Annotated in this window: 18 protein-coding genes; 3 read left to right on the forward strand and 15 right to left on the reverse strand. The window is 69.8% G+C overall.

Annotated elements, in window-relative coordinates; translation table 11 throughout:
- Positions 1-2: 2 nt before the first annotated feature.
- From B7K24_RS09550 to B7K24_RS09610, 13 genes are all read right to left on the reverse strand, one after another.
- Positions 3-620 carry a response regulator transcription factor gene (locus tag B7K24_RS09550; RefSeq protein WP_234986658.1) on the reverse strand — a complete coding sequence of 206 codons (618 nt, stop codon included), beginning with the start codon at positions 618-620 and terminating at the stop codon, positions 3-5.
- Between the two features lie 34 nt (positions 621-654).
- The gene (gene mutM, locus B7K24_RS09555; RefSeq protein ID WP_084130114.1) at positions 655-1599 is read right to left on the reverse strand and encodes a bifunctional DNA-formamidopyrimidine glycosylase/DNA-(apurinic or apyrimidinic site) lyase; all 945 of its coding nucleotides are present in this window, start codon (positions 1597-1599) and stop codon (positions 655-657) included.
- A 14-nt stretch (positions 1600-1613) separates the two neighbouring features.
- Positions 1614-2327 carry a ribonuclease III gene (gene rnc, locus B7K24_RS09560; protein ID WP_084130115.1) on the reverse strand — a complete coding sequence of 238 codons (714 nt, stop codon included), beginning with the start codon at positions 2325-2327 and terminating at the stop codon, positions 1614-1616.
- Positions 2328-2363: 36 nt separating this feature from the next.
- Positions 2364-2558: a 50S ribosomal protein L32 gene (rpmF, locus tag B7K24_RS09565; protein WP_084077790.1), complete on the reverse strand. Its 195-nt coding sequence runs from the start codon at positions 2556-2558 to the stop codon at positions 2364-2366.
- 2 nt (positions 2559-2560) lie between these two features.
- Positions 2561-3112, reverse strand: a complete 552-nt coding sequence (locus B7K24_RS09570; RefSeq protein ID WP_084130116.1) for a DUF177 domain-containing protein — start codon at positions 3110-3112, stop codon at positions 2561-2563.
- Between the two features lie 110 nt (positions 3113-3222).
- The gene (gene coaD, locus B7K24_RS09575) at positions 3223-3702 is read right to left on the reverse strand and encodes a pantetheine-phosphate adenylyltransferase (protein ID WP_084130117.1); all 480 of its coding nucleotides are present in this window, start codon (positions 3700-3702) and stop codon (positions 3223-3225) included.
- A gap of 9 nt (positions 3703-3711) precedes the next feature.
- Positions 3712-4263 (reverse strand): 16S rRNA (guanine(966)-N(2))-methyltransferase RsmD, encoded by a 552-nt coding sequence (gene rsmD / locus B7K24_RS09580; protein WP_084130118.1) that lies wholly within the window; start codon positions 4261-4263, stop codon positions 3712-3714.
- A 21-nt stretch (positions 4264-4284) separates the two neighbouring features.
- Positions 4285-5154: a hypothetical protein gene (locus B7K24_RS09585; protein ID WP_084130119.1), complete on the reverse strand. Its 870-nt coding sequence runs from the start codon at positions 5152-5154 to the stop codon at positions 4285-4287.
- Positions 5151-5741: a hypothetical protein gene (locus B7K24_RS09590; protein WP_084130120.1), complete on the reverse strand. Its 591-nt coding sequence runs from the start codon at positions 5739-5741 to the stop codon at positions 5151-5153. Before B7K24_RS09590 ends, B7K24_RS09585 begins: the two co-directional genes overlap by 4 nt.
- Positions 5738-6292: a signal peptidase I gene (locus B7K24_RS09595; protein ID WP_084130121.1), complete on the reverse strand. Its 555-nt coding sequence runs from the start codon at positions 6290-6292 to the stop codon at positions 5738-5740. The genes B7K24_RS09590 and B7K24_RS09595 overlap by 4 nt, the downstream gene beginning before the upstream one ends.
- Before the next feature lie 22 nt (positions 6293-6314).
- Positions 6315-6863, reverse strand: a complete 549-nt coding sequence (locus B7K24_RS09600; protein ID WP_084130122.1) for a hypothetical protein — start codon at positions 6861-6863, stop codon at positions 6315-6317.
- Between the two features lie 130 nt (positions 6864-6993).
- A complete protein-coding gene (locus tag B7K24_RS09605; protein WP_084130123.1) occupies positions 6994-9213 on the reverse strand; it encodes an ATP-dependent DNA helicase RecG in 2220 nt (739 codons plus the stop codon).
- Complete coding sequence (locus B7K24_RS09610) at positions 9210-10712, reverse strand: DAK2 domain-containing protein (RefSeq protein WP_084130124.1); 1503 nt, start codon at positions 10710-10712, stop codon at positions 9210-9212. The genes B7K24_RS09605 and B7K24_RS09610 overlap by 4 nt, the downstream gene beginning before the upstream one ends.
- 200 nt (positions 10713-10912) lie before the next feature.
- Here B7K24_RS09610 and rpmB point away from each other — a divergent pair, with 200 nt between their 5' ends.
- On the forward strand, positions 10913-11104 hold the full coding sequence (gene rpmB, locus B7K24_RS09615) for a 50S ribosomal protein L28 (protein WP_061962473.1): 192 nt from the start codon (positions 10913-10915) through the stop codon (positions 11102-11104).
- Between the two features lie 102 nt (positions 11105-11206).
- On the opposite strand, the gene B7K24_RS09620 is transcribed toward rpmB, so the two are convergent.
- Positions 11207-12142, reverse strand: a complete 936-nt coding sequence (locus B7K24_RS09620) for a thiamine-phosphate kinase (RefSeq protein WP_084130125.1) — start codon at positions 12140-12142, stop codon at positions 11207-11209.
- A 57-nt stretch (positions 12143-12199) separates the two neighbouring features.
- On the opposite strand from B7K24_RS09620, the gene B7K24_RS09625 reads away from it, so the two are divergent.
- Positions 12200-12667 carry a DUF3515 family protein gene (locus B7K24_RS09625; RefSeq protein ID WP_144268235.1) on the forward strand — a complete coding sequence of 156 codons (468 nt, stop codon included), beginning with the start codon at positions 12200-12202 and terminating at the stop codon, positions 12665-12667.
- A 4-nt stretch (positions 12668-12671) separates the two neighbouring features.
- Here B7K24_RS09625 and B7K24_RS09630 read toward each other — a convergent pair whose 3' ends face one another.
- Positions 12672-17693 carry a PQQ-dependent sugar dehydrogenase gene (locus B7K24_RS09630; RefSeq protein ID WP_234986659.1) on the reverse strand — a complete coding sequence of 1674 codons (5022 nt, stop codon included), beginning with the start codon at positions 17691-17693 and terminating at the stop codon, positions 12672-12674.
- A gap of 607 nt (positions 17694-18300) precedes the next feature.
- Here B7K24_RS09630 and B7K24_RS09635 point away from each other — a divergent pair.
- The gene (locus B7K24_RS09635; protein WP_084130127.1) at positions 18301-19239 is read left to right on the forward strand and encodes a sugar phosphate isomerase/epimerase; all 939 of its coding nucleotides are present in this window, start codon (positions 18301-18303) and stop codon (positions 19237-19239) included.
- Positions 19240-19315: the final 76 nt, after the last annotated feature.

The raw sequence follows: 19315 nt of genomic DNA on the forward strand, positions 1-19315 counted from the left end.
CGTCAGCCGCGGAACGACTGCGCGCGGCGAGCAGTGGCCCACGCGACCACCTGGGTGCGGCGCTTCAGGCCCATCTTCGCGAGCACCGAAGTGACGTGGTTCTTCACGGTCTTCTCGGCGATGCCGAGCTGCTCGGCAATTTCCTTGTTGGCCAGGCCGTCGCCGACGGCTGTGAGGATGCGCCGCTCGGTGGGCGTCAGGCGAGCGGTGAGCTCGTCCTCCCCCACCGAGATGTGCTGGCCGTGCTCGCGCCCCGAGGCGGCATCCAGGACAGCCTTCAGGAGTTCGGCAGAGCCCGCGGTCTTCGCCACGAACGCGTCGGCCCCGGCCGCGTGGGCGGCGGTGCGCGCCTCGTCGTCGTCGTAGCTGGTCAGCACCACCACGTGGGTGCCCGGCAGCGACTGGCGCACGTGAGCGATCACGTCCAGCCCGGTGCCGTCGCCCAGGCGCAGGTCGGACAGGATCACGTCGGGACGCACGGCATCGGCGCGGCGCACGGCCTGCGCGACCGATCCCGCCTCCGCGACGACCTCGACCCCGTCAGCTCGGTCGAGGATGTCGCAGATTCCCCGACGAACCACCTCGTGGTCGTCCAATACCAGCACGCGTACGTCAGCCATACCCTGCATCGTAGGCGTCCGCGCCCCTTCGCACCTAGTGCGTGCCCGCGCGCCGCGGAGAGTATCGCCGCTGGCATGTGGCGCACCAATGGGTCGAGCGCCCGCCGATGGTCTCCCGACGGAGGGGATGGCCGCAGCGTCGGCACGGCTCGCCGCCGCGCCCGTAGGCCTCCAGGCCGCGCGCGAAATAGCCCGACTGGCCGTTCACATTGACGTAGAGCGCGTCAAAACTGGTGCCGCCCTGGGCCAGGGCGCTGCGCATCACCGTTTGCGTCGCCGTGAGGAGGGCCGATGCCGTGGCCGGGTTCACGGCATGGGCCGGCCTTTCGGGGTGAACCCGCGCGAGCCACAGCGCCTCGTCGGCGTAGATGTTGCCGATGCCGGACACGAGCGTCTGGTCGAGGAGTACCTGCTTGATGCCGCGCCTGCCGGCGCGCCACGCGCGTGACGCTGCCCGCGCGTCGAGGTGGGGGTCGAACGCGTCGCGGCCGATGTGCGCGACGGACACGGGCACGTGGGCATCGGCGATGCCGTGGCCGCCCGGGAGTCCGTCCGCGGTCGGCAGGAGGTCCTCGACGTGCAGGTACCCAAACGTGCGCTGGTCCAGAAAGTCCAGCACCAGGTCCTCTCCGGCGCGGCGCAGGCTCAGCCGCGCACGGCAGTGCGGGTGCGGCTCGGGGGCATCGGCGGCGGTGTGCACGCGGAACTGTCCCGACATCCCCAGGTGAGCGCTGAGAGACTCGCTTGCACCGGCATCGGCCGGATCCTCACTGCGCCTGAGCGGCAGCCACAGGAACTTGCCCCGCCGCACGGCGCCCGCGATGGTGGCGCCAGTCAGGCGGGCGGCGAACTCGCTGCCGCCACCGGGCAGCAGGCGCGCGACGGACTCGCGACGCACGTCGACCGAGGTGACGGTCGCATCCGTGACGAAGGGTGCGAGGCCGGCACGGACGGTCTCAACCTCGGGCAGCTCGGGCATCGACGGCGGCCGCGTCAGGCGGAGGGCGTGGCGGCGTCGGCCGTCAGCGCCGCATAGGCGCGCTCGGCGGCCTCCTGCTCGGCGTGCTTCTTGGCGCTCCCCACACCAACGCCGTAGGCGACGCCGTCGATCGTCACGGTCGCGGTGAAGGTGCGGGCGTGGTCGGGCCCCTCGCCCTCGCAGGTGTAGACAGGGGCGCCCTTGCCGCGCGCCGCCGCAGCCTCTTGGAGCGAGGTCTTCCAGTCCAGGGCGACCCCGGCATCGGCCGCCCTGTCGAGCAGGGGTCCCACCAAACGGTTGACGACCTCGCGGGAGGTGTCGATGCCGTGAGTGAGGTAGATCGCGCCCAGGACGGCCTCGAAGGCGTCACACAGGATCGAGTCCTTGTTGGCGCCGCCGGTGGCGGTCTCGCCCTTGCCCAGCAGGATGCAGGGACCGAGCTCGATGGAGCGCGCGACCTCGCTCAGCGCCTTCTGGGAGACGGTTGCGGCGCGCATCTTCGCGAGCTCACCCTCAGGAAGGTCGGGGTGGTCGCGGTACAGCCGGTCGGTGACGATGATACCGAGGACCGAGTCGCCGAGGAACTCGAGGCGCTCGTTGGTCGGCAAGCCACCGTGCTCGTATGCGAACGAGCGGTGCGTGAGCGCGAGGACGAGCAGTTCGGGGTCGATGAAGACACCGAGACGGGCCGCTAGCTCATCGGCTGCGGCCTGTCCCGGGATGCTCAACTGCTCGCCTCGCGTCCGCGTACGGAAGAAGGGTGCTTACGCCTCGTGCTCGGTGCGCAGCGCCTCGGCGTACTGACGACCGTTGTAGGCGCCGCACGACGGGCACGCGGTGTGGGCCAGCTTGTCGGCCTTGCACGACGGGCACGTGGTGAGGTTCGCAGCGGTGGTCTTCCACTGGGCACGGCGGGCACGCGTGTTCGAACGCGACATCTTGCGCTTGGGAACTGCCACGGCTAGCTCTCTTTCTCTTCAGTCAAACTTTGCAGGGCCGACCATCGGGGGTCGATCACCTCATGGGTGTGGTCCGGGTCATCCTCAAGCCGCGCTCCGCACTGGTCGCACAGACCAGGGCAGTCGGGGCGGCACAGCGGGGTGAAGGGCAGCGATGTGACCACCGCGTCCCTCACCACGTCCTCGAGGTCCAGGGTCTCCCCGTCGAACTCGAACACGTCCTCGGGCTCCTCGTCGTCCCCGTCCTGCGCCATCGGGCTGGTCGTGAACAACCCCTGCACGGAGGCGTCGACGTCGAGTCGAACCTCGTCCAGGCAGCGTCCACATTCACCCACGGCGAGTGCGTGCACGGTTCCGGAAACCCAGATGCCTTCCGAGAGGGACTCGAGGCTCAGGTCGAGCTCGATGTCCTTCCCTTCCGGCACGCCGATCACGTCGGTGCCTAGGACCACTGGTGTCGGGAACGTCTCGATGACCTGGTGCTGAGCACCCGGACGCCGTATCAAATCCCGCACGGGGACGCGATACGGAGAGACTTCGGGGCGGTGCGTCATGTCGCGCCTCCCTGATGTTTCCGATCCACACTGGACCCAGGCCCGTACCGTCGGCAGGACCGGCGCACTACTTTACGCGATACCGGACCCATTTCTCAACACGGGCGCTCTCACGCGCGCGCGACGGACCGCGCCACGGCATCGGCCACGCCCGCAGGCACGTATGCGGAGATGTCACCGCCGTGCCTGGCGACATCCCTCACGAGCGAGGACGCGACATGGCTGAGAGCATTGTCCCCGACCACGAACACGGTCTCGATGCCCGTCAGCGAGCGGTTCATGAGCGCCATGGGCCGCTCGGCGTCGAAGTCCGCTCCGCCGCGCAGGCCCTTGACGAGCGCATCGGCACCGACGGTGCGGCAGAAGTCCACGATGAGCCCGTCGGTGCGCACCGCGCGGGCACCCGGGATGTCGGCGACGGCGGCCGCAGCCAGGCGCACCCGCTCATCGGCGCCGAGAAGCGGCGTCTTGGTCGAGTTGTGAGCGACCGCGATGATGACCTCATCGAACAGCCGCGCGGCGCGGCGCGCGATGTCAACGTGGCCCACGGTGATGGGGTCGTAGGTGCCCGGCAGGACGGCAATCGTCATGGCTCGACGCTACCCGACGAGTTCCGCGTAATGCAGGCGGGTTTCGCCGTAGTCCTTGGCGTCGTAGGCGTCGAGCGCAGCGGGCCACGAGGGCGTCACGGCACGCGTGGAGCCCTCGAGCACCACGAGGGCGTCGGGGGCGAGTAGGGCCGGCAGCGCGGCGAGGACGGCGTCCACCTCGGCGGCGGGCAGGTCGTAGGGCGGGTCGATGAGGACCAGGTCGAAGGCTCCGGCCGCGCGGGCGACGTACGGCGCGGCCTTCTCGCGCGCGACCTGCGCACGGGCGGTGAGGCCGAGGTCGCGGATATTTTGCTGGAGTACACGTGCGGCGGCCGTGTTCGCCTCCACGAACACGGCGCTCGCGGCTCCCCTGCTGAGCGCCTCGATCCCGAGCGCGCCGGAGCCGGCGAAGATATCGAGCACCCGGGTGTCGCGCAACGCATCGGCATGATCAAGCCTGCTAAACAGCGCCTCGCGAACCCGGTCGGTCGTGGGGCGGGTGCCCTTGGACGGAACGGCGAGGCGCCGCCCGCCGAGCTCGCCCGCGATGATTCTGGTCACGGCGACCAGCGTAGGTCACGCTCACGGCGGTGCCCCGTAAACGCACACCTCAAGCGTCTGAACGTCGGTGCCTTGGAGCGCCATCGCGGTGCCGGACTGGATGTAGACGAGGTTCTCGTTGGGCGGGTCCTGCTGCGTGAACGTGAACTCGTAGCCCGAGGATGGCGACGGAGTGGAACCGACGTAGTAGACCGTTGCGCCGGACGCGAGATAAGCATCGATCGCAGGCTGGATATCGATGGTGATGCCCCAGCCGTAGAAGAAGGGATCCTCGGCCTCGTCGACGAGGCCTTGAACCGTCAGAGTCGAGCACACCTGGCCGGGGCTCGTCACAGGCGCGGAGACGGACCACGTGTACCACTCCCCGTTGTCGGGCTCCGGCGGCGGTACCTCGTTGTTGTAGCCGCACACCTCGACCTTCGCGACCTGTCCCGCCTCGATCGGGGTGTTATTGCTGTACTCGCTAAAAGATCCCGATGAATCGGTGTTGCCGACGATGACCAAGGGCGACGTGCGCGGCTCAACGATCTGGCCGCCGTTGTTGACCTGGATCTGCGAAGGATCGTCGTGGTTCCACGGCCTTTCGTCGGGATCCACCGTGATGGACCATTCCACCGGCGTGTCCGATGTGGTGGTGACCTCGACGATGGCGCAACTGGACAACGGTGACGCCACGGTCCACGTGATGTCGACGATGTCCGTGTTGTCGCCGGGGTCGATACCGCCTCCGCCCCCGCTTCCTCCGCCGCCCTCGCTCCAGTCGCCCGCCGCGACAGTCCCCGAGAACCACGCATCGTCCGTCCACACGGCCTGCGTGGCCACCGGAACCGCCGCCAGGGCGCCGAGGCTGACCATGGCGGCGACGAGCGCGAGGCGCGGTCGGCGATTCACGACGGAGCCCCTTCCTGCTCCCGGCGGGGCCGGGCGAGGGCAATCGCGAACACGCCCGCGACGACGGCGCCGCCCGCGAGCGCGATGACCGTCCACGGCAGCGCCCCTCCGGTGAGTGGCAAGGGATCGCCTGTGCCGCCGCTGTCGGCTCCGCCGTTTCCTTCGATGACGGTGGCCTCGGACTGCAGCGTCACCACGCCGAGCGCCGACCCGGCTCCGGCGGAAGCCGTCTGAGGGAGCGTCGCCGCGATCTCCAACGTGTAGCTACCGGGTGCAAATCGCCCGCCGGTCAGCGGCGGCGCGACATCCTGGCACCGGTCCGCGCTACACAGCTGAATATCCCACGCGATCTCCTGGGCGAGGCCCTCACGCCTCACCCAATCGGAACGCACCACAGTGGCAACTTCGGGCACCTCGACCGCGTGGGAACGCGTGACGGTCTCGCCTGGCAGGAGAAGGCCCAGGTCCACGTCGACAGCAATATCGACCTGCGCTCGGGTGGAGCCGATGGAGCCCGCGAGGGCCGCGCATGCGGCGAAGAGGATGGCGATGAGCACGGCGGGCAGGGCGCGCACGGCGGACCTCATGGCGTGCCTCCGCTGTCCGCGGACGCGCCCCTGCCGCGAGGGACTTCCGGGCCGCCGCGGTCAGGGGCGGGGCCACGCAGCAACGACAGTCCCAGAAGCGCGCCGATCGCGATCATGGCGGGAATCACGACCCCGGGCCGACTCACGTCCGCGATGGCCTCTCCCAGACCGGGAATGACCACGGCGACCTCCCAGAGATCGCCGTCCACGAGGTACGGCTCGGGATCGTCGATGGGGTTGGCGTCGCCACGCAACGTGAGCGCGATCGCGTCACCGTGCCGCGCGACGTCGACGACGCGGTGAGTCACCACATTCCCTGTGACCGTCGACGGCAGTGAGACGACGTCCCCCACTACCACCTCGGCGCTATCGAGGGGTCGATCAATGATCAATGCTCCGGTGGGGATCTCCGGTTCCATGGAGCCGGAGACCACGATCAGCGGCTTGATCCAGTCTGCGGCAGTGGCGAGCCACACTGCGCAGGTGAGCGCGCCAAGGGCGGCGGCGGCCCACAGGGCCGCGCCGCCGAGAGCGCGCAGGAGGCGGATCATGGCAAGCGGCGTGGAGCCCGGCTCAACTCGCGGTGCCGACAACGAGGACCGAGAAGGTGCCCGACGTGTTGATGTAGGTCTCAGGCCACGTGTCGCTCGTCGAGACGGTGACGGTAAAGGTGGTGGTCTCGTCAGGCGCGAGTGTGGTGGCCCCGAGGGCGCCGATGGTGACGGTCGCGGGGTCGGTGCCAGTGAAGATGGCGCCGAGGAGCTCCTGCGCCACGGGAGCCGCGAGGTCAATGTCTGACGTGCCCGCGTTGAGCAATCCGAGTTCCACGTCGACGCTCGAGCCGGGAACCAAGCCTACAAACGTCTCGGACGGGATCTCGATGACGACGTCTTCGCCGTCGACCGTGGAGTCGGTCGAGTCGATGCCTTCATCGAGCCACGCGCCATCAGGCTCCACCCGACCCTGGAGGTCAAACGTGGCGGCCTCGGCCTCGGCACTGAACCACACGTCGTCGGTCCATGCGGCGGTCGTCACGGCGGCACCGATGCCTGCCACGGCGATTCCCGCGAGGACGAGCTTGGCGCGGTCGCGCCTCAACGATCGCGAGTCACGGTCTGTCATGAGTTTCCCCTTGCCTCGACGCTACGCGGCGACAAGCCACGCGTGGCCTCGGGCCCGGGACCACCCTTTCAATATAGGCAAAACCCCACGAAAAAGGGCACCCTTCGTGCGAAAGTGGCGCGACGGGAGATCACCCTCTCTCGAGGAACGCCTCCCGCTCGGGATCGAGCCACGCAGCCACCGCCGCACCGAGGTGGGGATGGAGTGCGAGGGACGGGTCCGCGTCCACCACGGCGACGGCGAGGCCGCGGGCCTCGTCGATGAGCGCGGCGTCCCGCACGGCGCGCAGCAGACGCAGCGAGGACCGCCCTCCGGACTGCGAGGCTCCCAGCACGTCGCCCTCGCGCCGCAGTTCGAGGTCTTTCTCGGCGAGCACGAAGCCGTCAGAGGTGTCCGCGAGCGCCTGGAGCCGCTCGTGCGAGGTGGTGCCAGGCTCGGCGCGGCTGATCAGCAGGCACAACGACGGTAGGTCGGAGCGGCCCACGCGGCCGCGCAACTGATGCAACTGTGAGATGCCGAACCGCTCCGCATCGAGCACCACCATCATGGTCGCCTCGCGCACGTCGACGCCGACCTCGATGACCGTGGTCGACACAAGGAGCGGCGTCTGGCCGGAGGCGAACCGGTCCATCGCAGCGTCCTTGTCGTCCGGCGCGAGCCTGCCGTGCATCACTCCGATAGCGACACCCGCGAGTTCGGGGCGCTGCGCGAGCTCCTCAACCGTGGCGACGACGGACGCGAGCGGCGTGTCGGGGGCGGCGTCGGCGGGTGCAACGACGTCGTCGACGCCGGGCGCGTCCGCCTCTGCGGACTCGGGTTCGTCGGCGTCGATGCGGGGGCACACCACGTACACGCGCCTGCCGGCGTCGATCTCTTCACGCGCCCGTGCCCAGGCGCGCGCCAGCCACGCCTCGTTGTCGGTCGGCACCACATGGGTGACGACGTCCACTCGGCCCGCGGGGCGCTCGCCGAGCACCGAGGTCTCGAGGTCGCCGAAGACCGTCATCGCCACCGTGCGGGGAATGGGCGTGGCCGTCATCACGAGCGTGTGGGGCGGGCGGGCTCCGCGCTCGCGTAGGGCGTCACGCTGTTCCACACCGAACCGATGCTGCTCGTCGACGACGACGAGCCCGAGGTCCGCAAACTGGACGTGCTCGCTCAGTAGCGCGTGCGTGCCCACCACGATGCCCGCCGCACCGGAGGCGGCTTCCGCGAGCGCCTGTCGCTTGGCGGTGGCACCCAGCGAGCCCGTCAGGAGCGCCACACGCGTGGCGTTTTCGGTTCCCGTCAGCATGCCGCCGTCGGCCAGCGGCCCCAGCAGGTCACGCAGCGACCGTGCGTGCTGGGCGGCGAGAACCTCGGTGGGGGCGAGCAGAGCCGCCTGACCTCCCGCATCGATCACCTGTGCCATCGCACGCAATGCCACGACCGTCTTGCCCGCGCCCACATCGCCCTGCAGCAGCCGGAGCATCGGCCGGTCACGGTCGAGATCCGCCGCGATCTCGCGACCCACCTCCACCTGCGCTCCGGTCAACGGGAAGGGCAGGCGAGCATCGACCGCGTCCAAGAGCCCACCGGGGCGCGCGAGACGGGGCACCGCGGTGAGTTCCGCGTGCGCCGCGCGACGCCTCGCGAGCGCCGTCTGCAGGACGAACGCCTCCTCAAAGCGCAGGCGCTCCCGGCCCCGCCGATATGCGGGCTCGTCGTCGGGCGTGTGGACCAGCCTCAGCGCCTCGAGCAGGGTGGGCAGGTCCCGCTCCTCACGAAGAGTTTCCGGCAGCGGGTCCGGCACGTCCGCTTCGGTCAGCGGGTCGAGCACGGTGCGTACCGAGCGTCCGATGCGCCACGTCGGCACCGCCGCCGAGGCAGGATAGATCGGGATGGGCCGGGAGGCCTCCACGAGCGCCTCACCCTCGTCCGCGGCGTCCACACCCACCACGAGGTAGTCGGGGTGGGTCAGCTGGCGCCTGCCGCGGTACTCGCCCACGGTGCCGGTGAACAGGCCGGTGCGACCCGCGCGCAGCTTGTCCTCATGCATGCGCAGCACGCCCGCGCGCTTGGCGAAGAACGTCAGCTGCAGCGATGCAGCGCCGTCGGTCACCACGGCCTCGAGCATCGCGCCGCCGCGTGAGCGCATCGAGCGCACTTGAGCCGAGCGCACCTGGGCCATGACGGTCACGTGCTCGCCCACGCGCAGCGAGCCGATATCCGTCATGGTGCCGGGAGAGTCGTACCGACGCGGGTAGTGGCGTACCAGGTCGCCCACCGTGACGAGGCCGAGCTTGGCCAGCCCACCGGCCGTGCGCGCACCCAGCACCGCCTTCAGGGGTTCCGCGAGGCGATCGCTCACGCCCGGTCCTCGACACCGATGAGCACGGCGGGCGAGGATTGCCCACCGTGATACACCGTCACGTCCGCGCTCGGGGCGGCGGCACGTACCGACATCTGCACCACGTCTGCGACGGCGTCGGGCACGCCGGTCGCGAGGATCAACGACACCACCTCGGTCTGGTCTGTCACCATCGCGTCGACGTCCTGATCGAGCGCGTCGCCCGTGGAGCGGGCCACGCGGGTACGCGCGACCGCATCGGCCATCTCTTCCGCCAGGTCCTGTCCCGGCGTGAGGAGGGCCGCTGCGGCGACGGCCGCGATGACCTGACCGTCATGGTCGGCGTCAAGCACCGTGAGCGCCGGATGTCGCCTGCGCTGGGCCAGCTCGCGCGCCGCGGCGCGCAGCTGCGGATCACCGGCGACGACCACGGCGTGGTGCGAGGAGGCGTCCTGCACCGCGCGGCGTAGCGCGCGCCGCGTCAGCGTGGCGGGATCCGGCACCACGAGCACGACGGCGCCGGCGTCCGCCAGTGGCTCGGCGAGCCCGGGACAGACGGTGAGCGCGACGATGCCCGTCGCCGAGCGATCCGCGTCGTGCCCCGTGAGTACGTTGCGCACGACGATCTGACGGGCCCCGGCGTCGATGCCTAGAGCGACGCCGGCGTGCGGGGCATCGGTATGCACGTGAGCCTGCCACAGGTCGTGCGTGCCGGTGACGGCAACCGAATCGCCGATCTCCTCCAGCGCGCCGCTGAGCGACCCGCGAATGTCCCGGTCGTCGTGGACGATGAACATCACCTCATAGGCACCGCCATCATGGCCGTGCAGGCCCTCGGTCGTCAGCCGCTCGCGCCCCTGACGCATCTCCCAGGCCACCTCATCAAGCGTCGCGAGCGCCTCGGGCCCTGCGATCGCCTCGGCCAGCATCTCGAGTTGCAGCACCAGGCCGGCGGCGCCGGCGTCCACCACCCCGGCATCACGCGCCGCGGGCAGGTCGGCGTGAGTGCGGGCTAGTGCGGCGCGCGCCGCGACCACGGCCGCCACGGCGGTGTCGGCCGCCGAAGCTTTGGCGGCCGCAGCCGCGACCGCACCGTCGGCGGCCGCCCTGGCGGTGGTGAGGATGGTGCCCTCCACGGGCAACGCGACAGCGAGATAGGCGGCGTCTGCCGCCTCCGTCAGCGCCGTCGCCAAGTCGCCGGCCTTGATGCGTTGGAGGCCGCCGTGGCGGTCGAGGCGGGCCAGGAACGTGGTGAGGTATTGGCTGATGATGACGCCGGAGTTACCGCGTGCACCCATGAGTGCGCCGCGCGCGAACGCGGCCACGACCTCACGGTGGGTGGCATCTTCTGACAGGCGTGCGACAGCCCTATTGCCCTCGTGCAAAGTGAGGTAGATGTTGGTGCCCGTGTCGGAGTCGGGCACGGGAAAGACGTTAATGGCGTCGAGCCGGCCGCGCGCGGCCTTCATCGCTCGGGCGCCCGAGTCGAGCCACCGGCGCAGGTCGTGCGATTCGGCCATCGATCCCTTTCCTCGTGCTCGGCTTGCACCGACAGATCCTCGCCTATGCTGTCATGCAGCGCCGACACGGAACCTGCGTGACGTGCGCATTTGCCCGGTGGGGCGACTGTCAGTTACCCTAGTGCGGTTGCCCGGCGAGGCTGGGCTCTCAAACGTGGCGCGCCGATTCACGGCCGCGCAGGAAACTTAGGAGAACTATCGTGGCTGCCAACTGCGACGTCTGCGGCAAGGGACCGTCCTTCGGTCACAGCATCTCGCACTCGCACCGCCGCACCAAGCGTCGCTGGAACCCCAACATCCAGCGCGTTCGTGCCGTGGTCGCGGGTACCCCCAAGCGTGTGAACGTCTGCACCTCGTGCCTCAAGGCCGGCAAGGTGCAGCGCGCGGTCTAACCGACTCGCGCCTCGCAAGCCGCACGTTCCTCTCGGAACGTGCGGCTTTTGCTTTGCCCACGCGGCAGCCGATGCGGCGGTCGCCCGCCGCCGACACGGAGGTCAGGCGAAGTGGTCCCAGCCCGCGACGGGCGGGGCCGCACCGTCGACGGTGAGCCCGTGGCCGTCCTCGACGACTCCCACGATGCTCCAGCCGTCCGGTACCGCCGATTCGCGCGGGAAACAGGCAAGCATGTGGTGGTCCTCTCCCCCGCCCAGTGCCCACGCGAGCGCGTCGGCGCCCATCGCCTGCGCCGTGAAGGTCGCGGCGTCGTGCACGGGGATGAGAGTCGAGTCGAGGGCCACGCGTACCTGCGAGGCACGGGCGATGCGGGCGCCGTCACGCGCGAGCCCGTCCGAGAGGTCCATCATGGCGCTTGCGCCGTGCAGGGCGGCCTCGAGTCCGGCGCCGATGCGCGGCCGGGGCCGCAGGAACAGGTCGATCGCGTCCTGGGCATAGCGCGTGCCCGCCTCGAGCTGGGCCAGCCCCGCCCGAGCCGCCCCGAGCGGCCCCGACACCGCGACGACGTCCCCCACCACGGCATCGGCCCTCGTCACGGGAGACGTACCATGCGTCTCTCCCAGCGCTGTCACAGACACGACGATCTCGCGGGCGCCCGACAGGTCGCCGCCGACCACGCCAACCCCGTACGGTTCGCACGCCTCGCGCAGCCCGTCGGCGAAACCCAGCACCCACTCCACGTCGGTGTCACCCGGCATCGCGAGGCACACCTCGAGGGCGGTGGGAACGGCGCCCATGGCGTCGATGTCGGCGAGGTTTTGGACGGCCGCGCGGAAGCCGACGTCGGCTCCTGAGGACCATTCGCGCCGGAAGTGACGGCCCTCGACAAGCATGTCGGCACTGACGACCAGGTCGCCGTCGACCGACAGCACCGCGGCGTCGTCCCCGGAGCCCAGAATCTCGGCGTCGGTGTCGGGAAGCCGCGGGGCGAACAGCGCGATGAGGTCGTCCTCTGACATGTCTGAGACGTGGGTCATGGGTCGAGGGTAGGCCACCGGTCATCGAGCGCTGCACCGTCGAACTAGTCTTGACCCATGCACGCGTCCCGGCCCCTCGTCGCCGCGAGCATGGTCGCTGCTGGAGTGCTCCTTGGCGGGTGCGCTCACGCCGTCGTGGTGGAGCCCGCGACCTACGCGGCAGACCCCGACTGCGCGGAGGTCATGCTCGCGATCCCCGAGACCATCGGCGGCCTCGAGCAGCGCGGCACCACCTCGCAGGCAACCCAGGCGTGGGGCGAGGACTACGAGATCATCGCGCGGTGCGGCGTCGAGCCTCCCGGGCCCACGACGGAGCAGTGTGTGAGCGTCACCACCGCCGCGGCCGACGTCGACTGGTTGCTGCGAGAAGAGGATGGCGCGTGGGTCGCGACCGTGTTCGGCCGCTCCCCCGCGCTTGAGGTGACGGTGCCGACGGTGCGGGCGGACGATGCCGTGACCGAGCTGCTCGCGGAGTTCTCCGGGCCGGCGTCGCGGGCCCCCGTCAACAACCTCGAGTGCCGCTAGCGCGTCAGCCCAGGTAGGTGGCCGCGACGGCGTTGACCACTTCCTCGTGTTCGGCCTCGCTGAGCGCCCGGTCGAAGACCAGGACTGCGGCGACGTCCATGTCGAGCGAGGGGTTGCCGTCGATCTCCGCGCCGAGCATGATCGCATCGGACGCCGTGGCGTAGGTGTAGGCGCCCGCGTCGATCTCGGCGCCGTCGCGGTAGTGGACGAACTCCTCATCGCGGTAGACCACCGATTGGACCAGCCAGCCGGTGCCCGTGCCGTCGACCCCGGAGTCGTGGTCGGCGCACCAGCCCTGGACCGCGAGGTCACCATCGGTCGCGACCGTGGTCCCGAAGGTCATACCGCAATACGGCGCTCCCCACGAGAATCCGCCCCAGCCCGCCGAGTCGTAGCGCACCACCGTGACCACCGTGCGGTCGGCCGCGCCGAGTGGCATGTCCTGGAGCGAACCCACGCGACGCAGGGAGTCTCCGTCACCGTCGAAGGACACGGCGGGCAGTCCGGACGGCGTCTGTACGTCTCCCAGGGTCGGATCGCCGGTGACGACGTCGAGGTCGTTGCCGGCCGCGGACTGATCGGTCCACGCTGTCACCGCCGGGCCGGCGATGCCCTCGGTCGACACGAGGCACAGGACGGCGTCGTTCGCGTAGGGCACCGCACATCCCTCTCCCGGCACGGGAGGTGCGCTGGGGGTGGCCGATGCCGTGGCCGACGCCGCGGAAGGATTGCCTGCCGCGTCGAGTGCCGTGACGACGTAGGCGTACTCGGTGCCGGCGGCGACGTCGGTATCGACGTAGGTGGGCTCCGTCACCGTCGCGAGCGGCGCATCTGCGTCCGGATCCGGGGTGGCGGGCGCCTCGGCGCGATAGACCAGGTAGTGGGCCAGGTCCGCCTCGCCGTTGTCGTTCCACGCGAGGGTCACCTTTGCGACGCCCGCCGTGGCGGTCAGGCCCGTGGGCGCGGCGGGCGGCGTGGTGTCGGGCTCGGGCGCCGCGGGGGCGGCCTGTGCCGTTGCGGAGGCTGCGGACTCATGTCCCGCCGTGTCGACGGCCGTCACCGCGTACGTGTACGTGACGCCGTTGACTACGTCGGTGTCGAGGTAGGAGGGCTCGGTGACCGTGGCGATCGGGCTGTCGACCGCGGTATCGATCGTGCCCGGCTGCTCGGCACGATAGACGCGGTAGCCCTCGAGGTCCCCGTTGGCATCGGCTGCCGGGTCCCATGTCAGCGTCACCTGGGCGTCGCCAGGATCGGCCGTCAGGCCGGCCGGAACCGTGGGCGGCCCGTCCTCCACCTCACCGGAGATGTACTTCTCGTCGAGGTGGGCCGTCAGCTGCGCGAGCTCGTCGGCATCGAGGACCCGGTCGTAGACCAAGACGGCGGCCACGTCCATGTCGAGAGTGGGTGCGCCGTCCACCTCGGCCCCGAGGATGATGCGATCGGCCGCCGTGGTGAGCGAGACGGTTCCGTTATCGATCTCGGCGCCATCGCGGTAGTGAGCAAACGCGCTGCCGTCGTAGGTGATGGCCTGAACCAGCCATCCTGCTCCCGTTCCGGCCACGCCCGAGTCGTGGTCGGCACACCACCCCTGGAGGGCGAGGTTGCCGGTGGCGGACACGCCCGTGCCGAAGGTCATCCCGCAGTACGGGGCGCCCCACCCGAAGCCGCCCCATCCGTCCGAGTCGTAGCTCGCCACCACGGCGACGGTGCGATCGGCGGCGCCGAGCGGCATGCCGTTGAGGCCCCCATCGCGCTCGAGCGCGTCGGCGTCGCCGTCGAACGCGATGGCGGGCATACCGCTGGGCGACGTGGTCATGTCGGGGTCGCCGTGCGGATCGTCGAGGTCGTTGCCGCGGCCGGACTGGTCGAGCCAGCCACCCACGTGGTTGGCGCCATCCTTGATGACGTTGAGGTCGGACTCGAGATGCAACGTGAGGCCATCCGCGGGGAAGTCACCCGTCAGAGGCGCGAGGCTCACGGAGAAGTCCACACTGTCCTCGGCACCAGGGTTCTCGTACTCGCCGTGGGAGGCGTCCGCGATGGTCGCCGTGACGGTGTGCGCCCCCTCGGAGACACCGGTGAAGGTGTGGGAACCGGTGGCGCCCATGACGGTGACATGCTCGCCGTCGTCGAGGGTGAGGTGCACGTGGTCGCCCGCAGCGAACCCGCCGCCGGTCTCCCATCCGACCGTGACGTCGCCGCCGCGCAGGCTCTGACCGGGGCTCGGTGCCGTGATCGTCACCGTGGGCGGCTCGGGCTCCTCGACGATGCCGTCGAGGTAGGCCTGGGCGAAGTAATCCTGAATCTGGGCCTGCTCGGTGGGCGACACCGCGCGGTCGTAGACCAGGACCTCCGCGACATCCATGGCGACCTTGCGGTTGTCGTTCAGCTCCGCGCCCAGGCGGATGCGGTCCGCACCGGTGTCATAGGCCTGGGTCCCGGCGTCGATCTCCACGCCGTCGCGGTAGTGCACCCAGGCGTCGTCGTCGAGCACAATGGACTGGACCAGCCAGCCCTCGCCATCGGCGGGCGAATCGGAATCGGCGTCTCCTGCGCCGCCCCAGCCTTGGATCCCCAGGTCACCGTCGGAGGTGCGCACGGGCCCCCAGGCCTCACCCGTGTAGGGCGCGCCATACGTGAACCCGGCCCAGCCGCCGGTGGTCGAGGATCCGTCGTAACGCACCAGGGCGAAGACGGAGCGGTCCGCGCCGTCCGTGGGCAGCCCCGCAAAGCCTGAGCGTCCCATGCCGTCGTCCACACCGTCGAAGCTCACCACGTTGTGGCCCGCAAGCGCGCCGGTGATGAGGCTCGGTGAGCCCGTGGTGGCGGCGAGCGCATTGCCCGACGCGGTGAGGTCCGACCATGCCGTCACGGAGCCGCCCGACGCGGTCACGCCTTGGTCGCCTTGGAGGCGCATGACCAGACCCTCCGTGACCGGAGCGGCACACGGCCCACTCTGGGTGAAGACGGCGGTGAGGGTCGAGTCTTCATCGGGCACCGTGGCGGCGTGGGTCGCAGCGCCGCCGTCGGACCAGTGATCGAACACGTATCCCTCGCCGTCGAGGCACTGAGGCGACCGAGCAGTCACGGTGTGCTCGAAGCCGATGAGGGTGTCGTGCACCCACGGCGTGGAGCGCGGCACACTGTCGAGGTTGACCACGAGCCCGGCAGGCTCGGTCGCCAGCGTCAGGTCGACCTTGTCGGGGAACACCTCCACCGTGTCGGTGCCGACCAAGCCGTCGGCGTCGGTGACGGTCAACGTGATCCGATACCAGGTCTCATTGCTGTAGTCGTGCCCACTCGTGGGAATCTCGAACTCACCACGGGGGCCGTCGGGAATGAGGTCCGCGGGGTGGAAGTGGTTGTCGTGACCGAACTGGACCGTCCATGCGTAGTTCTCGTCGTCGAGCGCCCCATCGTCGGTCGCGGACCCGGACACCGCGATGGTGTCGCCCGCCCGGAACAGCGCGCCGTCGGCCGGCGAGGTGATCTCGACCTCGGGCGCGACACCCGCCTGGATCCGGATGGTGTCAGAGGCGACCGTGTGGGTGCCATCCGAGACGCTGACGTACGCGTCATAGGGGCCGTCCACCGAGTAGGTGTGCGAGGCCTCCGCGCCGGTCGCGGTGGCGCCGTCACCGAAGTGCCACGTGTACTCCAACGCGTCGCCCTCGGGATCGGTCGCGCTCGCGGTAAAGGCCACCTCAAGCGGTGTGGGGCCCTCGGTGACGTCGGCCGTGGCCGTGGTCACCGAGGGTGCCTGGTTGCCGCCCTCGTACACGACGCGGCGGATCTGGCCGGTCGCGATCAGGGCGTAGTACAGCGCCCCGTCGCCGCCCTGCTCGATCGACACCACGGTGGTGGGGTTACCCGGGATCTGTTCCGAGGGGCGGAAGGGGAAGTCTCCCGTGACCGTCTCGCCCGACTCGTCGAAGGTGAGGTAGCGAATCATGTGGCGCGTGTAGTCACCGTAGAAGTACACGCCGTCCCAGGCCGCCGGGAACTGATGGCCTCGGTAGACGAAGCCTCCGGTCAGCGACGCGTTGTTGTCCGCCGAGTTCGCGTGTTGGTAGGCGAAGATCGGCTCGGCCTCGTCGCCTGCCACGATGGGGCATTCGGGGAAGTCGGTATAGGGCGCGGGTCCCTCGCAGTAGGGCCACTGGTAGTTGAGGCCGCGGTACGCCTCGTCGTATTTGACGAGGTGCACGTCTTCCCACGACTCGGGGACGTCGTTTCCCCCCACCTCGCCGACCAACATGCGGTTCGTCTCGATGTCCCAGCTCGCGCGGAACGGGTTGCGCAGCCCGTAGGCCCAGATGTACGGGTGGGCGCCGCCGGCACCGTCGGCGAACGGGTTGTCGGGGGGCACCGAGCCGTCGGTGGCGACACGGATGATGCTGCCCGAGGCGTCCGTGAGGTCCTGAGCGCGCTCGCCGTCGAACTTGTCGCCGTTGGTGAGCCACAGGTTGCCGTCGGGCCCCACGTCGAGGCCGCCGCCGTAGTGGCAGCAGCTCGTGTATCCCGTGGTGTCCTGCCACACGACCATCTCCGATGCCGTGCTTGCCCGGCTCGTCAGTCCCCCGGCGTTCTCGGTGTGGGTGAAGCGGCTGATCCGGCCCTTGCCCGGCGTCTGCGGGTGGTAGTACAGGTACAGGTACCCGTTGGACGAGAAGTCGCGGTCGAGGGCGATGTCGATGAGGCCGCGCTCTGCGGTCACGTCGATGTTCGTCAACGTCATGTAGGCCTGCGTCTGCATCGGCACCGTGCCAGGGTTACCGATGAGGATGCGGCCCTCCTTCTCGAGCACCAGCATGCGGCCGTCCGGCAGGAACGTCATCGAGATGGGCTGGTTAAGCCCTGCCGTCAGCACCGCCTCGTCCGTGAAGCCCTCCAGCGAGAGCGCGCTCGCCGGTTCAGACGAAGCCTCGACCTCCTGCGCCGCGCCGCCCGTGTCGACCTCTGGTGGCGTCGGATCCGCCGCCGTCAGCGTCCCCACGATCGTCGAGATCACCGTGATCACCACCGCCTGAATCAGGCGAAGAAGTGGTGAAGTCCCCCATAGACGCATGCCAAAAAAGCTCATGATGTTGCTTCCCCCCGGAGCTATCACTGTGACTTACGTCACATGTGGGCATCGTAGCGTGGACACGGGGCGGCGCAACCGGAGCGGCCCAACACCCCACCCGGGAGCGGGTTTGATCACATTCGAGGCACGTCACGCATCTTTTGTTTGACATGCGGCATAAGTCCCTTGAGGTTCGGGCCATGGTCATCGTCGATCATCTCCCGCACCGCCGCCGGCATCACCGGCGCACGGCATCGGCACGCACCACACACGCGCCGCCCTGACGACCACGAGCCCGCCGCCACGTCTCATTCAAGACGCAACGACGGGCTCGCACCCTCACCCTCATCACGACGACGTCGCTCCTCGCTGGAACGACAGCGACGCCGTCATCCCAGACGGGGATCCGGCACATGCACTCTACTGCCGCACACACGTGTGCGGCAGGTCATGTGCTCTCCTCGCGCGGTCCACGGCGTTCGCCGTGCGGCCACCGCGCCGCCCCGACCCCCGGAGCGGCGTCCCCACCACGGCGGCAACGTTGCCGCCGAGAAGGAGAAGCACCATGAATACCACCACCCGCACCCGCCGCGCCCTCGCGGCGTTCGCGACGGTTGCCGCCGCCACGGCGGGCGCCTTCGCGGTCTCAGCCCCCGCATCGGCCGCCCCCAGCGACAACGCCAACCCCCGCGCTCACGAAGCCTCCCGCTGTGCGGGCACCTCGGTGCCCGCCAACAAGATCTCGATCCAGCTGTACAGCTACAACTCCTGGGTGCGCGAGGTCGGCATCGACACCGTGCTCGACGAGCTCGAGGAGATCGGTATTCGCAACGTCGAGCCGTTCGCCGGTTCGTACGGTTCGTACACCCGCGCAGAGTTCCGTGACGAGCTACGCGACCGCGGCATGCGGGCGCTGTCCTCCCACGGCAGTACAGCGGAGGCCAGCTTCGACCAGACCCTCGACGAGGCGAAGACGCTGGGGCAGAAGTGGGTCGGATCGGGCGGGTTCGCGAGCCCCGGCATCAGCTCGTACGAGAACACCCTCGCCACGGCGGAGACCATGAACCGGCTGGGAGAGCAGTCCGTCAAGAACGGCACCGGGAAGTTCTTCGGCCACAACCACTGGAGCGAGTTCACGACCACGTACGAGGACCCGACCACCGGTGAGGTGAAGTCCGCGTGGGAGATCCTGGTGGAGAACACTGATCCCCGCTACGTCACGTTCCAACTCGACGTCTACTGGGCCACCAACGCAGGCGTCGACGTGGTCGGGCTACTCGAGGAGCACGGCGACCGCGTGGAGCTGCTGCACATCAAGGACGGCAACGCGCCGTTCGGCTTCGGCGACCTCACCGACGTCGGCGAAGGCGACATCGACTGGGCGCCGATCCTCGAGGCCGCTCAGGGCAAAGTGGGCCTGTACGTGCTGGAGCGCGACGGTGCCCCGGCCAGCGCGGAGTTCGCCCGCGACAGCTTCAACTTCCTGACCTGCTTCACCTACTAGGCCGACCGGCGGCGGGGCCAGTTCACATGAGCGAGCCGGCCCCGTCGCCTCGGACGGCGCGATCAGTGCCTCCCGA

This window comes from Demequina sp. NBRC 110055 (genome assembly GCF_002090135.1).
GTDB lineage: Bacteria > Actinomycetota > Actinomycetes > Actinomycetales > Demequinaceae > Demequina.

Bases quoted from the DNA above. Each gene is read 5' to 3' on its own strand.
- B7K24_RS09550 (WP_234986658.1), bottom strand. From the start codon at position 620: ATGGCTGACGTACGCGTGCTGGTATTGGACGACCACGAGGTGGTTCGT.
- mutM (WP_084130114.1), bottom strand. From the start codon at position 1,599: ATGCCCGAGCTGCCCGAGGTTGAGACCGTCCGTGCCGGCCTCGCACCC.
- B7K24_RS09570 (WP_084130116.1), bottom strand. From the start codon at position 3,112: ATGACGCACCGCCCCGAAGTCTCTCCGTATCGCGTCCCCGTGCGGGAT.
- coaD (WP_084130117.1), bottom strand. From the start codon at position 3,702: ATGACGATTGCCGTCCTGCCGGGCACCTACGACCCCATCACCGTGGGC.
- B7K24_RS09590 (WP_084130120.1), bottom strand. From the start codon at position 5,741: ATGAGGTCCGCCGTGCGCGCCCTGCCCGCCGTGCTCATCGCCATCCTC.
- B7K24_RS09595 (WP_084130121.1), bottom strand. From the start codon at position 6,292: ATGATCCGCCTCCTGCGCGCTCTCGGCGGCGCGGCCCTGTGGGCCGCC.
- B7K24_RS09600 (WP_084130122.1), bottom strand. From the start codon at position 6,863: ATGACAGACCGTGACTCGCGATCGTTGAGGCGCGACCGCGCCAAGCTC.
- B7K24_RS09610 (WP_084130124.1), bottom strand. From the start codon at position 10,712: ATGGCCGAATCGCACGACCTGCGCCGGTGGCTCGACTCGGGCGCCCGA.
- B7K24_RS09620 (WP_084130125.1), bottom strand. From the start codon at position 12,142: ATGACCCACGTCTCAGACATGTCAGAGGACGACCTCATCGCGCTGTTC.
- B7K24_RS09625 (WP_144268235.1), top strand. From the start codon at position 12,200: ATGCACGCGTCCCGGCCCCTCGTCGCCGCGAGCATGGTCGCTGCTGGA.
- B7K24_RS09635 (WP_084130127.1), top strand. From the start codon at position 18,301: ATGAATACCACCACCCGCACCCGCCGCGCCCTCGCGGCGTTCGCGACG.